14 protein-coding genes and 1 pseudogene are annotated in these 15,551 nt (G+C 58.9%); 14 read left to right on the top strand and 1 reads right to left on the bottom strand.

Going from position 1 to position 15,551, the window contains the following annotated elements; translation table 11 throughout:
* Positions 1 to 105: 105 nt before the first annotated feature.
* A complete protein-coding gene (locus tag QSK43_RS08965) occupies positions 106 to 252 on the top strand; it encodes a hypothetical protein (protein WP_332303172.1) in 147 nt (48 codons plus the stop codon).
* Between the two features lie 69 nt (positions 253 to 321).
* Positions 322 to 436 (top strand): annotated as a pseudogene (locus QSK43_RS08960) (AraC family transcriptional regulator); the annotation flags it as partial.
* A gap of 53 nt (positions 437 to 489) precedes the next feature.
* Here QSK43_RS08960 and QSK43_RS08955 read toward each other — a convergent pair.
* Positions 490 to 1,254: an AraC family transcriptional regulator gene (locus QSK43_RS08955; RefSeq protein WP_332303171.1), complete on the bottom strand. Its 765-nt coding sequence runs from the start codon at positions 1,252 to 1,254 to the stop codon at positions 490 to 492.
* 81 nt (positions 1,255 to 1,335) lie between these two features.
* On the opposite strand from QSK43_RS08955, the gene QSK43_RS08950 reads away from it, so the two are divergent.
* From QSK43_RS08950 to eutC, 12 genes are all read left to right on the top strand, one after another.
* Complete coding sequence (locus QSK43_RS08950; protein ID WP_332303170.1) at positions 1,336 to 2,052, top strand: class I SAM-dependent methyltransferase; 717 nt, start codon at positions 1,336 to 1,338, stop codon at positions 2,050 to 2,052.
* Positions 2,053 to 2,883: 831 nt separating this feature from the next.
* Positions 2,884 to 4,467, top strand: coding sequence for an ABC transporter substrate-binding protein (locus QSK43_RS08945; RefSeq protein WP_332303169.1), 1,584 nt, complete (start codon positions 2,884 to 2,886; stop codon positions 4,465 to 4,467).
* Between the two features lie 71 nt (positions 4,468 to 4,538).
* Positions 4,539 to 5,519, top strand: coding sequence for an ABC transporter permease (locus QSK43_RS08940; protein ID WP_332303168.1), 981 nt, complete (start codon positions 4,539 to 4,541; stop codon positions 5,517 to 5,519).
* Positions 5,519 to 6,436: an ABC transporter permease gene (locus QSK43_RS08935; protein WP_332303167.1), complete on the top strand. Its 918-nt coding sequence runs from the start codon at positions 5,519 to 5,521 to the stop codon at positions 6,434 to 6,436. The genes QSK43_RS08940 and QSK43_RS08935 overlap by 1 nt, the downstream gene beginning before the upstream one ends.
* Positions 6,436 to 8,271: an ABC transporter ATP-binding protein gene (locus tag QSK43_RS08930; RefSeq protein ID WP_332303166.1), complete on the top strand. Its 1,836-nt coding sequence runs from the start codon at positions 6,436 to 6,438 to the stop codon at positions 8,269 to 8,271. Before QSK43_RS08935 ends, QSK43_RS08930 begins: the two co-directional genes overlap by 1 nt.
* Before the next feature lie 57 nt (positions 8,272 to 8,328).
* Positions 8,329 to 9,090 carry a DeoR/GlpR family DNA-binding transcription regulator gene (locus QSK43_RS08925; protein WP_332303165.1) on the top strand — a complete coding sequence of 254 codons (762 nt, stop codon included), beginning with the start codon at positions 8,329 to 8,331 and terminating at the stop codon, positions 9,088 to 9,090.
* Positions 9,083 to 10,372 carry a Zn-dependent hydrolase gene (locus QSK43_RS08920; RefSeq protein ID WP_332303164.1) on the top strand — a complete coding sequence of 430 codons (1,290 nt, stop codon included), beginning with the start codon at positions 9,083 to 9,085 and terminating at the stop codon, positions 10,370 to 10,372. The genes QSK43_RS08925 and QSK43_RS08920 overlap by 8 nt, the downstream gene beginning before the upstream one ends.
* Positions 10,369 to 11,334: an aminoglycoside phosphotransferase gene (locus QSK43_RS08915; RefSeq protein WP_332303163.1), complete on the top strand. Its 966-nt coding sequence runs from the start codon at positions 10,369 to 10,371 to the stop codon at positions 11,332 to 11,334. Before QSK43_RS08920 ends, QSK43_RS08915 begins: the two co-directional genes overlap by 4 nt.
* Positions 11,335 to 11,382: 48 nt before the next feature.
* Positions 11,383 to 12,318 carry a choline/ethanolamine kinase family protein gene (locus QSK43_RS08910; RefSeq protein ID WP_332303162.1) on the top strand — a complete coding sequence of 312 codons (936 nt, stop codon included), beginning with the start codon at positions 11,383 to 11,385 and terminating at the stop codon, positions 12,316 to 12,318.
* Positions 12,318 to 13,106, top strand: a complete 789-nt coding sequence (gene hisN / locus QSK43_RS08905; RefSeq protein WP_332303161.1) for a histidinol-phosphatase — start codon at positions 12,318 to 12,320, stop codon at positions 13,104 to 13,106. The genes QSK43_RS08910 and hisN overlap by 1 nt, the downstream gene beginning before the upstream one ends.
* 9 nt (positions 13,107 to 13,115) lie before the next feature.
* Positions 13,116 to 14,507: an ethanolamine ammonia-lyase subunit EutB gene (locus QSK43_RS08900; RefSeq protein ID WP_332303160.1), complete on the top strand. Its 1,392-nt coding sequence runs from the start codon at positions 13,116 to 13,118 to the stop codon at positions 14,505 to 14,507.
* A gap of 1 nt (position 14,508) precedes the next feature.
* Positions 14,509 to 15,306, top strand: a complete 798-nt coding sequence (gene eutC / locus QSK43_RS08895; protein ID WP_332303159.1) for an ethanolamine ammonia-lyase subunit EutC — start codon at positions 14,509 to 14,511, stop codon at positions 15,304 to 15,306.
* Positions 15,307 to 15,551 lie beyond the last annotated feature (245 nt).

Here is a 15,551-nt window from a genome sequence, read left to right as displayed (position 1 = left end):
ACGTGAAGTCGGTCTCTGTTGAGCGCCCCGCACGCCTCCAGCGTGAGCCTGGCAGATTGCCTCAAACGCATCGTGGCCGTCGCGGACCGGGTCGGGATAGCAGTCGTGATCCTCGACGTATTCGATTGCGGCAACGTGGAAAAAGCCAGACGTCGTGCCGCGTCATACGCCGGCTATGGGTTTCAGCCGCTGCCATCTATGCCACTGCGGATGTTCCTGCCCGTGGCAACAATCAGGATATTTTTTGAGTGAACTCGGGAAAAATGGGCCAACAAACCCTTGGCCCACTGAAAACAAGGTCTTTTCAGGCCGCCGGGTCCGTCGCGTATGCCAGTAGAGAACCTGCATCTGCCCCTTACAGATGAACCTCGGCTTGGACGCATCGCAGCGGCATTGGTCGATGATCCTTCCGATCGACGCGCCATGGCCGATTGGGGCGGTGCGAGTGACCCAAAGGCCCGACGCCCGGGAGAATTGAGTTCTTCTGCCTTAGGGCTGGGGTTTGCTCCGGATCGGAGGCGAGCCGAATTTGCGGGAATAGGCACGGGAAAACGCGGCGGCGCTGCCGAAGCCCACCCCCGCGGCGACCGATTTGACACTCCGTCCGGCGCGCAGTTCGGTTCGTCCGAGCGCCAGGCGCCAGCCATTGAGGTAGGCGATAGGCGACTGGGCAACGATTTGCGTGAAGGTGGAAATGAACTGTCCGCGCGACATATCCGCTATGGCAGCAAGGTCTGCAATCTGCCAGTTTCGCGCCGGATTGTCATGTATGGCGACAAGGCTGGGATGCAGTCTGGGATGCGCAAGGCCCGCCAGTAATCCGGCATCGACCGTCCCGATCGCTATCGCCTTGCGGACCGCTAGCACAACGATGATCTCGCATAGCCGCGCCTCCATCGTGCCGCCACCACAGCGGGCGACTTCGACTTCGGCCACCATCAGTTCGCACAAGCCGCGCAGTTTCGGTTCGTTGGCCAGTGAAAAGCACAACTCGTCGGGCAGCGCACCGATCAACGGATTGGCACTGCCGCCAAAATCCACTGTTGCTCCAGCGCATATAGCTGTGCCCTCCGGCAGCGACGCCGTGGATCGGGGGCGGTAGAGCAGATGGGTCGGTTCGCCTGCACCATGGGCATCGATGATGAGGAGGTTAGCAGCTTCAGCAGTATCGCAACGTGAGGCACCAACATGGAAGGCTTTCAGAAAAGCCGTCAGCCGATCATGTTTTCGCCCGGCATCTGAACTCTCAGTCATGGATTTCTTCCCTTTCTTGATCGTAAATCCTGTATTCTCCCGGATCGAAGCGCGCCAGCACGAAAACGGACGAGAGACAGCATGACACAGGATTCCGCAGCCAAATTCGATGCCTCCCGCGCGGAGGAATACGCGCGACAGAGCCGGATCGCGCTGGCCGGATATGATGCCTGCCACGAGCTTTCAGCCTGCATGCTCTCGGCAGCTCTGGGCGAAGTAAAGGCGGCACGGGTTCTGGTCGTCGGGGCCGGCGGCACGGCAGGCGAAATCATTGCCGCCGCACGGCTGGAGCCGCAATGGTCCTTTGTCGCCGTCGATCCTTCAGCACCGATGCTTGACCTTGCACGCGAACATATGGTCAGGGCCGAAATGTCTGAACGGGTGAAGACGGTTCTCGGAGCTGTCGCCGATCTGGATGCAGCTCCATCGTTCGACGCAGCAATCATGATCGGCGTGCTGCACCATTTGCCGGGGAATGCCGCGAAGCAGGATATTCTGGCACAGATTGCAACGCGACTGTATCCGGAAGCGCCCTTGATTGTCGCGGGGAATTACCGGGATTACGCGTCGCAGCCCCTGCTCATGGCAGCCTGGGCAGCACGATGGCGTATGAATGGCGCCAGCCCCGAAGAAGTCCAGGCCAAAATGGGCAAGATTCTGCAGGGTGCGGAGCCACCACGATCGGAAGACGAGGTCATCTCACTGCTGGCCGGCGCGGGTTTCGACGAACCACTTCGGTTCTTCGCGAGCCTTTTTTGGGGGGCATGGCTGGCCCGACGCCTTAAGAACGCAAAATGAGTGCCACAATCCGCTCCGGTTGCGGTGTGAATCAAAGAGACAAGTCACTTCGGGACATCCGGTATCGGGAAATTATCAGCCCGAACCCTGATGGCGCACGATAACGCCGGGGCGATAAACCTCATAGGTCCCTCGCGCAGTGGGAGGGCAGCTTTCAGCTACTTCAGCAAAGCGGACGACATGAATGTAGGCGCATATCCGGAAAACGCCTATGCGCAGAAACACACGCCCCGCTTCCTGCGGAGCCACACGTCATTAAAGTTCCGTACGTTCTGCCAGTCCCAGCGCAACCTCAAGGTCGGCGCCTGGGTACCTGACTTTGTTTTCGATCCTGGTATGTCCTGGCGGGATTTGTGGTGCGGGCCTGTCTCCCCAAAGCGGACCGAATCGATGTCTGACAATATGCCTCGACGGGAACGCCAAAGAGCGGTCTCCGGACGACGACCTCGAAGCCTGAGACGCAATGTTCTGTGCCGTCGGCCAACGGCGAGGTGAATTCCATCGCCAACCATCTGCTTAACGCAGGATCGGCGCTGTCCTCCTCGTTCGTGGAGACTGGCATTCGCTCGCCTGAGACGCCGGTGTGGCGATTGTCGCGGAAATAAACGGGGTGTCGAACTGGTCGTAGCGCGGAAGGCTCCGCCAATGATTACAGCACTCCTCGATTAATTCACTCTCATTCGATGAATAAATGGCCAAATCCCACAAAGACTACGACTGTGAAACGCTGTTTTCTGGCGATTCAGAAAGTTGGCACACACTTTGCATGTGACTGATTTGACCGTTTTGACTGATTTGACGGTTTATTCAAAAATAGAAAAGGGGAACTCGATGGGTTCAGAATTCAGTCGTCGTCGCTTCCTGCAAGGATCCGCGGGCGCAGCCGCGGTCGCTGGCTATATGCAGATCAATCCTGACTTCTTCATCTCGTCGGCCTTCGCGCAGGCCGGCAAGACCATGACCTTCCTGTCGGCCGAAAACATCACCGGCAACTGGGACCCGACCGCTCATACGACACTTTCCCAGAAGAATATCGAAGGTTTCGTCATGGGTTTTCTTACCCGTACGCCGATGAAACTCGATGATCCCGGCGCGGTCGTTTACGAACTGGCGACCGACATCAAGCTGCTTGACCCGCACCGACTACAGATCAAGCTGCGCGAAGGCATCGTCTTCCATGACGGCAAGCCGTTCAAGGCGGAAGACGTCAAGGCAACCTTCGAATACGGATCCCAGGCAGATCGCCCGGCGCAGTGGTATCCCGGCCCGACCGAGACGCTGACGATCGAAACACCTGACGATTACACCGTCATCGTCGACACATCCAAGGGCGGCTATCCGGCTCATCTCTTCATTTTTCTTGCATCCTTCCTGCCGATCATGTCGGCCAAGGATGTTGCCGGTGGCCCCGGCGGTCCGCTCTCCCAGCGGCTCAACGGCACCGGTCCCTTCAAATTCGTCGAACAGCGCGGCAACGACACCGTGATGCAGGCCTATGACGGCTACTTCAAGGGCAAGCCGGTCATCCCCGGCATCAACTTTACGTTCACCGGCGATTCCACCACCCGTATGCTGTCACTGATGAACGGCCAGGCCTCTATCGTCGAACGTCTGGAGCCAGAACAAGTGGACTCGATCAAGGACAATCCGGCGATTTTCATCAACAAAGTCGTTTCGGTAGAGAACAAGTATCTCTGGTTCCGCTGCTCGAAACCACCATTCGATGACCCCCGGATCCGTCTTGCCGCCTGCCATTCGATCGATCGCGACATGATAATGGAACTGATGGGCTCGGCCGGCCACGCCTCGTCAAACTTCGTCTCGCCGGTCAAATTCGGCTATGTCGATCTGCCGAACTACCCAAAATTCGACCCGGAGAAGGCCCAGGCCCTGCTCGCGGAAGCCGGTTTCCCAAACGGCAAAGGCCTGCCACCGCTTGAATACATCACATCCGTCGGCTTCTATCCGAAGACCAAGGAATATGGCGAAATGCTGACCGCCATGCTGCAGGAGCAGGGCTTCAACGTCAGCCTGACCGTGCTTGAACCTGCCGCCTGGAACGAGCAGCTGTACCATCGCCCCGGCGGCGGGCCGGGGCACATGGTCGATTGCGGCTGGTCGACAGCTTCTCCGGAACCGGATCTGGTGCTGCGCACCCATTTCCATTCCACCTCGCATCGCATCTGCGGCATCGAAGACAAGGAGATCGATGCCAGCCTCGACAAGGAACGTTCGGCACCGACCCTGGAAGAGCGCAAGAAGATCCTTCAGGAAGAGACCATGCCTCTCATCACCTCCAGGATGCCGGCACTGTCGCTGTTCACATCCGTGATGATCCACGCAATGCAGAAGGACTTTGAGGGCATGTACATCTATCCCGACGGGTCAATCGACGCCGCCAAACCTGCTGCCTGACCGTGATCAGCCACACGCCGCGATCAGGCGGCGTGTGGACTTGCCCGTGACTTTTAGAGCGGAGTGACTGAATGTTTGCCGTGAACTTCCTGATGCGGCGCCTCGTCCAGGGCGTCATCATCATATTCCTCGTATCTCTGCTGATCTTCACCCTGTTGCGGGTTGTGCCGGGCGATCCGGTACGCCTGATGGCGGGTGGCATGGCGCCCGAGGCACTTATTGAAAAGATCGCAACGGACATGGGCCTGCGCGACCCTATCCTCGTGCAATTCGGCCGGTATATGGGCGGCGTCGTTCGCGGCGACCTCGGCCAGTCTTTCGTGCGCCCGGCAAACGGCGCCTCGACAGGTGGCGCGACATTCAACGACACGACGCGCGGCGAGCGCGCAAAAGTCTTCGACCTTATATTCGATACCCTGCCGATGACACTCCAGCTTGCGGCCGTCACACTGGTTATCGCGCTGATCTTTTCGGCAATCGTCGGCATTGCCGGCGGGCTGTCGATCGGCAGGTGGCCCGACAAGCTGGCATTCTACATATCCTCGATCTTCATCTCGCTGCCGAATTTCTGGCTCGGCATCGTTCTGGCACTGCTCTTCTCAGTGAAACTCGGCTGGCTGCCCGCGATCGGCTATCAGGGCTTCGCATATACGATCCTGCCTGCCATAGTGCTGGCGGTCGAACTGTCTCCGGTGCTGATCCGCACGCTTGTCAGTTCGGTATCCGGTCAGATGATGGAGTCCTATGTGTCGGTCGGACGCGTACGTGGCTTGAGCCGTTCGCGGATCATCTTCAACCATGCCCTGCGCAACGCCTCGGTGCCGCTTCTCAACCTGCTCGGTGTGCAATTCTCCAGCCTGCTCGGCGGAGTCATTATCGTGGAATATATCTTCGATTATCCCGGGCTCGGCCTTCTGACCATCAACGCCGTACTGCAGCGCGACTTTCCGTTGATCCAGGGAATCGCGATCGTCACGAGCGCCATCTTCGTACTGATCAACATTGTCGTCGATCTCGTCGCAACCACCATCGATCCGAGGCTTGAATACTGATGTCCATCACATCCGCACTCGACACCCCGATCATATCGAAAATGGCAAGCCGCTCGATTGCACGCCGCATATTCGGTCGCGCTGCATCGACGCCCGGTTTTCGCATTGGCCTTGCGATCTTCCTGCTGCTTGCGATTGCCGCCGCGCTCTATCCGGAAATCAGTGGCGTCGACCCGACCAAGATGAATGTTAAGGCCCGCCTTCTGCCGCCACTCTTCCTCGGTAACAACTGGAGCTGGGGTCACCCGCTCGGCACCGATCAGATCGGCCGCGACATGCTGGTGAGGTCGCTTGTAGGCCTGCGTTACTCCTTCCTGATCGGCATTGCATCGGTTGCAGTGACACTCTTCATCGGCTGCGCCCTCGGCACGATCGCCGGTTATTTCGGCGGTCGCATCGACATGCTGATCATGCGCCTGACCGATGCGCAGCTCTCTATCCCGATGATCATTCTGGCGATCGCCGTTCTCGGCGTGTCGCGCCCGACAATTCCGGCCATTATCCTTGTGCTCGGTCTGTCAAGCTGGCCGGTCTATGCGCGGATCATGCGCAGCATAGTGATGACGGAAAGGCAGCGGGAATATGTGCGCGCTGCGAAACTGGGGGGCTCGACCGATTTCCGCATCATCGTCAGCCTGCTTCTGCCGCTGCTCCTGCCACCGGTGATCTTCACCTCGGTGCTTGATGTGGCACGCATGATGATCTTTGAATCGACGCTCGGATTCCTCGGCCTGGGCGTTCAGCCGCCGACGCCGACTTTCGGCAACATCATTGCCGATGGCCGCAAATATCTTCTGAACGCGTGGTGGATCGCCACCATGCCCGGCATCTTCCTCGGCCTCACGCTAACCAGCATCAATCTCATAGGCGCTTCGCTGGAGCGGGCACGTAATACCATCCACGGAGGGTCCGAGTGATGATCAAACCACTTCTTCAGCTTAAAAACCTCACCGTTAACGCAGGTCGCGCGGACAAGGCGAAGATTATTCTGGACAATATCTCCTTCAGTCTCGCGCCGCGAGAGATCGTCGGTGTCGTCGGGGCCAGCGGAGCCGGCAAGACGGTGCTGTCAAAGGCAGTCGTCAACTGGCTGGAACCACCCCTTTCCGTCCGTTCCGGCAGCGTCCTCTTCGAAGGCAAGGATATTTACGGAATCCCCGAGAACGAGATGCGGACCCTGCGCCGCCGGGTCGCCTATGTCGGCGCCAATCCGATGGGTGCACTCGATCCGACGCTGCCGGTCGGCGCCCAGATTGTCGAGAAATTGCGTGCGGTCGTTCCAGGCACCTCGCGGCAGGAGGCGGAAAAGCGTACGATCGAGCTTCTGGAGGCCGTCCGCATTCCGTCGGCCCGCAGCCGTTTCAGCGACTACCCATCGCAGTTTTCCGGCGGCATGATGCAGCGCGCATTGATCGTTGATGCGTTGGTGACGAACCCGGCGCTGCTGATTGCAGATAACGTCACCCAGCCGCTCGACGTCACCGTCGCAGCCCAGGTCATCCGCCTGATGAAGGAACTGACTGACGGTTTCGATACCGCCGTGCTGTTCGTCTCCTCCTCACTTCCCATTGCCCGCGAAGCCTGCAATCGAATTCTGGTAATGGAGAAAGGCCGCATCGTTGAGGAACAGGAAACCGAAAGGCTGATCGCTACCCCTGCATATGCCTATACGAAGGAGCTTGTCGAACAGACGCCGAAGATCTGGGTTGAAAAGACCGAGATGCCGCGTCTCAACGACAAACGCGACATTGTCTTGAGCCTGCGCGACGCCTCACAGGTCTACACGGTAAAGAAGAAGACCGGCTTCGGCGGTTTCAACCATGTGCGTGCGGTTCGCAACGTCACCTTCGACGTCCGCCGCGGCGACAGCTTCGCTATTGTCGGTGAATCCGGTTGCGGCAAGTCGACGCTCATGCGGCTTCTGAGCAGGCTGGAGCTGCCGAGCTCCGGCCAGGTCCTGTGCGGCACGGACGACATCGCCATGCTCGGCGGCAAAAACCTTCTCACATTCCGCAAGAAGCTACAGATGGTACTGCAGGATCCTTTCGGCTCGCTGCCGCCACGTACATCGGTCGGGAAGATGCTCGAAGGCCCGCTTCGCACGCACGGATGGAAGGACAGCGCCAGGATCCGTGAGCGGGTGCTCAAGGTCATGGGCGAAGTCGGCCTCTCCGCGGATCTCTACGAGGAACTGCCGCTCGGCCTGAGTGCCGGTCAGCGCCAGCGCATCAACGTTGCCCGTGCGCTGGTTCTGGAGCCTGAAATCCTGATCATGGACGAAACGCTTTCTGCCCTGGACCAGACAGAACAGTTCAAGCTTCTCGATCTTTTCCAGAAACTGCAGAAGGAATACGACCTCACGTACATCTTCATCTCCCACGACCTTGCAATGGTTCGCAAGGTCTGCAACCGGGTGGCGGTGATGTATCTCGGCGAGGTCTTCGAACTAGCCGATAACGAACGGCTGTTCTTCGATCCCGGACATCCTTACACAATGGCGCTGCTCAGCGCGATGCCGACACTTGAAGAACGCCGCTACCAGCCGGAAGACTGCCTTCTGGAAGGTGAACCGCCAAGCCCGATCGATATTCCTCCAGGTTGTAGCTTCAAGTCGCGCTGCCCGCGTGCGATGGAGAGATGCGGCATCCTGCAGCCCGCTCTTACCGCGCGTGGCAGCCAGGATTTCGCCGCCTGTCATCTCATCCAGCCATTGGCTCCCGATGATGAAACCCGTCAAATGGCTTCGGCCTGAACATGGTTGCGGCGCCACCGAAAGGCCGCAACGATCACTAGAATCCAGGGTGCATTCATGAGTTTCACCGAACATCGCCTCAAGCTTATCCTCGACATGCTGAAACAGACCCAGCGCGTCAATGTGAGGGAGCTTGCCGATCATCTGCAGGTCAGCCAGGAGTCGATCCGGCGCGATCTTAAGGAACTTGAGATGCGCGGTTATGCCCGCCGTGTCTATGGCGGCGCGGTCCTCGACCAGCAGGAACGCGATCAGCCATTTACCGATCGACTGCGCGTCAGTTCCCGCGAGAAAGCCAAGATCGGCGAGGCCGCAGCGTCGCTCGTCCAAGACGGCATGAAGGTCTTCATCGATACAGGCACCACAACGATTGCCTGCCTGAAACATATCGAGACACGCAAGGACTTGACCGTTGTCAGCAATTCGCTGGCGGTCGCCGCCCATTTTTTCAATCTGCCGCAGGCAAGTGTGCGGGTTCTCGGCGGCCGCATGCGCCCCGACTATCAGGCGACCTACGGCCATGAGACCGTGGCCGCACTGAAGGAGCATTTCTTCGATCTCGCGATCATCGCCATCAGCGCCATTCACGCGGAACGGGGGTTCATGGATTTCGGCGAGGACGAGGCGATCCTGCGCCGCGTCGCCAAGGCTCAGGCAAAACGTTCGATCATTGTTGCCGATAGTTCCAAGTTCGGTCGCCTCGGCTCCATTCACACTTTCGGCCTCAGCGAAATCGACGCGGTGGTGACCAGCGGCGTCATCGCGCGGGAATTTTCTGATCAATTCAATCAATCCAAAGTGGAAATCATACATGCCTGACGTTCCCTCTTCCTCTGCCCCGATCAACGCCGAGCGGCTCCAGTTGCTGATGGAGACTCTCTCCACCTTTGGCGGTGGCCCCGATGGCTCGATGACCCGTCTGACGCTTTCCAGGGAAGACGGCATGGCGCGCGACTGGCTAAGGCGCTGGTTTACCGAAAACGGCTTCGAGCAGGCCGTGGACGCGATCGGCAACCAGTTCGGCAAGATGAAGTTGGCAGGCGCAAATGCGCCCGTCGTCATGGTCGGTTCCCATATCGACAGCCAGCCGAACGGCGGTCGTTTCGACGGAGCGCTCGGCGTCATCGCCGCCTGCGAGGCGGTTCTGTCCGTCAGCGAACGTCTCAAGGCGGAAGGCAGGTTGTCCGCCTGCAACTTCCAGATCGTCAACTGGACCAATGAGGAGGGCGCCCGTTTCCAGCCGAGCCTGCTCGGCAGCAGCGTATTTACCGGCGCAATTGAACTCGAATGGGCGCTGGGACGGACCGATGGCGATGGCATTACGGTGCGCCAGTCGCTGGACGAGATCGGTTATGCTGGCAAGGAAAAGGTGGAAATTCCCGACGCCTTGATCGAGCTGCATATAGAAGGTGACACGACGCTCAGCCGTGCCGGCGAGCGGTTCGGTATCTTCACGCGGTTCTGGGGCGCCACGAAATATCGCCTCGCCTTCCATGGACGCCAGGCGCATACCGGCGCAACCCCGATGGCAGATCGCAAGGATGCACTGCTTGCCGCTGCCTATCTGATCGCCGATCTCAAGCAGATCTCGACGGAACACGGCCTCGATCTGCATACGTCGGTTGGCCGCCTGGAAGTCTTCCCCAATTCGCCCAATGTCGTGCCGGGCGAAGCCGTGCTGTTCATCGAGCTGCGCTCAGGATCGCCAGACGTTCTAACGGAGGCGGAACGCAAGATGAAGATCAGGATAGAGGAGGCGGCGCTGAAAGCCGGCGTAACCTCAGAGGTCCGCTCCATCGACCGCCGCAAGGCCGGAACGTTCGCGCCGGGTCTGGTGACGCTTGCGCAAAATGCTGCGGCGCATCTCGGCCAGACCGCCCGCCACCTCGATACGATTGGCGGCCATGATGCCGTTGCCGTCTCCGATGTCTGCCCGGCGGTAGTTCTGGCGGTTCAGAGCCGTGACGGCGTAATCCACCACCCGACCGAATACACCTCGCCTGAAGACCAGGCCCTTGGCACGCAGATATTGGCGGACATGCTTTACAAGATCGCCTGCGAAGGTTTGAAGGTCGCTAAACTCAGTGAGGCTGCCGAATGAAGAAAACGGGTTCTCCTGAATCACCGATGGAAGCCCGCGCGGAGAAGGCGCTTTCAGTCTTTTCCGCAGTGATTGGCGACACCCCTTCCTATGCGCCGGGGATGGGAGCTGTCGCATCGCCGTCCTATCATGCCGTTGAATCCTGTAGTTTCGTGGTAGCGCCTGCAGACGGCGAGGCACGTTATTTCCTGCGTCTCGGTGCCGATGAGGTAACCGATCTCGTGGATGCCGAGACCGCTAATGCTGCGGCAAGCCGTTTTCACAGCCTTGGTCTTTCGCCTGAGCCCCTTGGTTACGATGCCGGGACGCGCAGCACGCTGTTTGCCCGGCTTGGTCACGACTGGCGAGCGGCAAGGATCGACGATCTGATGCAGCCGGCAAGTATTGCCCGACTGATCGAGATGCAGACGACAATCGCGCAGAGTATTTCCACCGGCCGAACATGGTCAGTCTTCGACGGAGTCGATCAGCTCTGGACGATCGTGACTGCCGGTGACACCAGCCTGCCCGGTGATGCCGAATGGATGTTCTCCTGGATGACGCCGATCCGCGAGGCGGTTGCAGCCGCCGGCATGGACCTGAAACCGGCCCACGGTGATCCGCAGGCTTCGAATGTCATGCTGGGCCCAGATGGAACGATGCAACTCGTGGACTTCGACATGGCCGCCGACGTCGACCCTTATTATCAGCTCGGCGTTCAGATGAACGAACTATTCCAGTTCGAAAGCCAGATGAGGCCGTTACTGGAAATGCACGACGGTAGTTTCAGCGAAAGAATCTTCAACCGCTGCCGTGCCTATGCTGCGGCAGACGACCTCTACTGGGCCTTGCGCAGCCTCGTGCTGGAGCTTCGTTCGCCGCCGCGGGGTGTCGAATTCCTGAAATATGCCGGCTGGCGTTTCCTGCGTTGCCGGATGCTGCTCGGCCAACCGGACTTCGAAGCCAGACTACGAGCGCTTTAAGCATAACCATAATGACAACGGGCTAGAAACAATAACGGGAACAAGCCTATGAACGAACTGGGAATGGCACGATCCGATGCCGAACGGGCAGTTGAGGCCGCAATCATCCAGGTGACACCCTGGCAAGGTCGGCGACTGCGCTATCGTCCGGTCTCCGGAGGCATCAGTAACACCAATTTCCGCATTGAGGTCGAAGGTGAGGATCGGGGATATTTCCTGAAAATCCCTGGCCGCGGTACCGAGATGTTCATCGACCGCAAGGCCGCAGCCGCAGCAAGCAAGCAGGCCGAGGCGATCGGCGTCGGGCCGAAGACATTCGACTACCTCAATCACCTCGATATCGAAATCGCCGAATTCATCGACGGTCGCCGCGCCTCGACACATAGGGATTTCGCAGACCCGGCAATCCGTAACGAAGCGGTGCGCGTCTACCGGCAGTTTCACGATGCCCCTGCCCTGCCGCTGACGAAAACCGTTTTCGATATGATAGAGGAACATTTTGATCAGGCGCGCCTGCTGGACGGCCACTGGCCGCTCGACCACGACTGGCTCTTCCGGTCCTACAGACAGGCACGCGCCGCACTTGAGGCTTCCGGGCTTGATCTGGTTCCCTGCTTCAATGATCCGATGCCGGGCAATTTCCTGATCGGCGACGACAAGTCGATCAAGCTTATCGATTTCGAATATGCATCGAACAATGAAAGGCTCTACGATCTGGCGATCTGGAGCGGCGAGATGTTCTATTCGGAGGACACCGACTGCGAGATCATCGAGGAATATTTCGGTTTTTATAACAAGGCGTGTCACGCCCGCTTCATCGTCCACAAGGCGCTGGCCGATATCAAGTGGAGCACTTGGGCGATGGTGCAGAACCGGATTTCGACGCTCGACTTTGATTTCTACAAATACGGGATATGGAAGCATATGCGCGCCCGCTCGATCATCCACGATCCCCGTTGGCCTCTGTTCCTGAAGGCGCTTTGATGACCATTACCGATATCAGCCCGCAACAGGCTGCGACCTATACCGCCTTCGCCGAAGAGCTTGCCAATGCCGCGCGTCCGCTGGCGCTCTCCTATTTCAGGACCCCGCTCGACGTGGTTTCAAAACTCGACGAAAGCCCGGTGACAATCGCCGACCGGGCAATCGAAAAACGTCTTCGCGAGATGATCGAGGCGCGTTTTCCCGACCACGGCATCTATGGTGAGGAGTTCGGCGTAAAGGAAGGCAATGCCTTTACATGGGTACTGGACCCGATTGACGGCACCAAGAGCTTCATCACCGGTTTCCCGTTGTTCGGTACGCTTGTCTCACTGACTTTTCAGGAAAAGCCATTCTGTGGTCTGATCGATATCCCACCCACCGGCGAACGGTGGCTGGGACGGCCGGCAGAGACACTATTTGCCGGCAAGCCGGCCCGCACCAGCGGCTGCGAAAGCATGTCCAGCGCACGTTTTTATACGACTTCGCCGGACATGTTCGTGGACAGCGAAGCCAAAAGCTTCGAGCGTCTCTCACTTAAAGCCAGGCTGCGGCGTTTCGGCGGAGACTGCTATATCTATGGTCTGATCGCTTCCGGCCATTGCGACATCGCTCTCGAGACGGGACTTCAACCTTACGACTACATGGCTCTCGTGCCTGTTGTCACAGGTGCCGGCGGATGCATTACCGACTGGCAGGGCAATGCGCTTTCGATACATTCCGACGGACGGGTTCTGGCGTCGGCCACCCCGAGGCTTCACGACGAAGCTCTGGCACTCCTCAACCGGTGACGTGAAAAAATGCCCTATACGACGACAATCGAGCAGACTGTCTTCCGCTTTGATGACCTGAAAATACTGCTGGCGAAAGCAACGCCGGAACGCTCCGGCGACCAATTGGCTGGCATTGCAGCGGAAGGCCCGGTCGAGCGGCTGGCAGCCCAGATGGCGCTGGCCGATCTGCCCTTGAAAGCATTTCTCGGCGAGGAACTCATTTCGTCGGAGGATGACGAAGTTTCCCGACTGATCGCGCAGCAGCACGATCCGGCAGCCTTTTCCGCAGTCTCCTCGCTTACTGTCGGTGAATTCCGCGAATGGCTGCTCAAGCCCGAGACGACGCATGAGCGGCTGGAGGCGGTGACCTGGGGACTGACCCCGGAAATGGTCGCGGCCGTATCGAAGATCATGCGCCTGCAGGACATGATAGCTGTTTCCGCCAAGCGACATGTCGTGACACGGTTCCGCAACACGATCGGGCTTGCCGGGCGGCTTTCCACCCGCAACCAGCCCAACCACCCGACGGATGACAGCCGCGGCATCATAGCGTCTGCCATCGACGGCCTGCTGATGGGGTCGGGAGATGCCGTGATTGGTGTCAATCCCGCGACCGATGCGACGGACGACTATATCCGCATCGTTTCCTTGCTCAACGAATTGCGGGAAAAGCTTGCGATCCCGACCCAGACCTGTTGCCTTGGCCATATAACGACGGCGATCCAGGCAATCGAACGCGGTGCGCCGGTCGATCTCGTCTTCCAGTCGGTAGCGGGATCGGAAAAGGCCAATCGCGGCTTCGGCGTCGATCTGGCGCTTCTGAAGGAGGCACATGAAGCGGGGCGGTCGCTGGGTCGCGGCATGCCGGGTGCAAACGTCATGTATTTCGAGACTGGGCAGGGCGCGGCGCTTTCGGCCGATGCGCATTTCGGCGTAGACCAGCAGACGATGGAAGCACGGGCCTATGCCGTGGCGCGTGAGTTCGATCCACTGCTCGTCAACACGGTCGTCGGTTTCATCGGGCCGGAATACCTGTTCAACGGCAAGCAGATCATCCGTGCCGGCATCGAGGATCATTTCTGCGGCAAACTCCTGGGCCTGCCGATGGGCGTCGACGTTTGTTATACAAATCACGCCGATGCCGATCAGGAGGATATGGATACGCTGCTTACCCTGCTTTGCGCGGCTAATGTCAACTTCGTCATCACTGTTCCTGGTGCCGACGATATCATGCTGAATTATCAGTCGCTGTCGCATCACGATGCCGTCTATTGCCGCGAGACGTTGAAGCGACCACCCGCACCAGAGTTCGAGAAATGGCTTTTCGAAATCGGCCTCACCGATCGCGATGGCGCTCTGGTCGGCGAGCCTGTCGCCCTTTCCAATTATGTCCGCAACAGCGCATTGATCGGAGCCTGACATGGTGAAGGTCCTAGAATCCACTGCTGCCGGAAAAAACCTGACCATCAAGGACCTGACCGATGCGCGTGTTTCGCTCGGCCGTCATGGCGCAGGTCTTCCGACACGCGCGCAACTCGCCTTCCTTCTCGACCACGCGCGGGCGCGAGAAGCGGTCTGGACGAGCGTCGACCGGCCCTCACTGGCGGACAGGCTCGATCGTCTCGGCCTTTCGGCTGTGAATGTCGAAAGTATGGCAAGTGACCGCGGCATCTATGTGCGGCGGCCGGATCTCGGACGGCAGCTTGAGGCGGCATCCGTGACGCGGCTGAAACATGAGAGAAAGAACAATTGCTATGATGTCGCGATTGTCGTTGCGGATGGCCTGTCGTCCAGCGCAGTCGATCTTAATGCGGTGCCGCTGATCGAGGCGCTTGTTCCGAAGCTCTCGTCCCTGAACCTGACGGCTGCACCAATCGTGCTGGCTAGCCAGGCGCGCGTCGCACTCGGCGACCCTGCCGGTGAGGCATTAGGTGCAAAACTGACGATCGTACTTGTCGGCGAACGTCCGGGACTTTCAGCTGCCGACAGCCTCGGTGCTTACATCACTTACGGTCCAAAGTCGGGAAACCTGGATTCCAGCCGTAATTGCGTCTCCAATATCAGGGATGGTGGTTTGCCGGTCCGCGAAGCTGCTGAGATCATTGCCGCGCTGACCAGGGATATGATGAGGACACGCGTCAGTGGCGTAGCGCTCAAGGCTGCCATGGTGGAGTTTCTTAAAAACCATGACACTTCGCTTCCATCTGAAGGCTACTGATAATTTGAGGTCTTCAAGGTGCAATCCTTATTGAACCTATTGGTCAATAAGGATTGCATATCCCGAGTGATCGTAGTTAGAGCGGTCTATCATGCCGTAGCGCTGATTGCGGGGGCACACAGCCAACGATTTCTGCGGTTGGTTGAACTCGGCGTGCCTGTTCAGCAGTCTAGCTTTTCGACGTGCGCACTGTTCGAGTTCCACCCGTTCCGCTCGCTGGACGGCGCAATTCGATCCGCCTGCGT

This window comes from Rhizobium sp. GR12, assembly GCF_036596185.1.
Classification (GTDB): Bacteria; Pseudomonadota; Alphaproteobacteria; order Rhizobiales; family Rhizobiaceae; genus Agrobacterium; species Agrobacterium nepotum.
This window is presented reverse-complemented; position numbering and strand designations above follow the sequence as displayed.

What these genes read in the sequence shown, in the direction of transcription:
- eutC (WP_332303159.1), top strand. Translation starts at nt 14,509, where the DNA reads ATGGTGAAGGTCCTAGAATCCACTGCTGCCGGAAAAAACCTGACCATC.
- QSK43_RS08945 (WP_332303169.1), top strand. Translation starts at nt 2,884, where the DNA reads ATGGGTTCAGAATTCAGTCGTCGTCGCTTCCTGCAAGGATCCGCGGGC.
- QSK43_RS08910 (WP_332303162.1), top strand. Translation starts at nt 11,383, where the DNA reads ATGAACGAACTGGGAATGGCACGATCCGATGCCGAACGGGCAGTTGAG.
- QSK43_RS08900 (WP_332303160.1), top strand. Translation starts at nt 13,116, where the DNA reads ATGCCCTATACGACGACAATCGAGCAGACTGTCTTCCGCTTTGATGAC.
- hisN (WP_332303161.1), top strand. Translation starts at nt 12,318, where the DNA reads ATGACCATTACCGATATCAGCCCGCAACAGGCTGCGACCTATACCGCC.
- QSK43_RS08930 (WP_332303166.1), top strand. Translation starts at nt 6,436, where the DNA reads ATGATCAAACCACTTCTTCAGCTTAAAAACCTCACCGTTAACGCAGGT.
- QSK43_RS08950 (WP_332303170.1), top strand. Translation starts at nt 1,336, where the DNA reads ATGACACAGGATTCCGCAGCCAAATTCGATGCCTCCCGCGCGGAGGAA.
- QSK43_RS08915 (WP_332303163.1), top strand. Translation starts at nt 10,369, where the DNA reads ATGAAGAAAACGGGTTCTCCTGAATCACCGATGGAAGCCCGCGCGGAG.
- QSK43_RS08940 (WP_332303168.1), top strand. Translation starts at nt 4,539, where the DNA reads ATGTTTGCCGTGAACTTCCTGATGCGGCGCCTCGTCCAGGGCGTCATC.
- QSK43_RS08920 (WP_332303164.1), top strand. Translation starts at nt 9,083, where the DNA reads ATGCCTGACGTTCCCTCTTCCTCTGCCCCGATCAACGCCGAGCGGCTC.
- QSK43_RS08925 (WP_332303165.1), top strand. Translation starts at nt 8,329, where the DNA reads ATGAGTTTCACCGAACATCGCCTCAAGCTTATCCTCGACATGCTGAAA.
- QSK43_RS08935 (WP_332303167.1), top strand. Translation starts at nt 5,519, where the DNA reads ATGTCCATCACATCCGCACTCGACACCCCGATCATATCGAAAATGGCA.
- QSK43_RS08955 (WP_332303171.1), bottom strand. Translation starts at nt 1,254, where the DNA reads ATGACTGAGAGTTCAGATGCCGGGCGAAAACATGATCGGCTGACGGCT.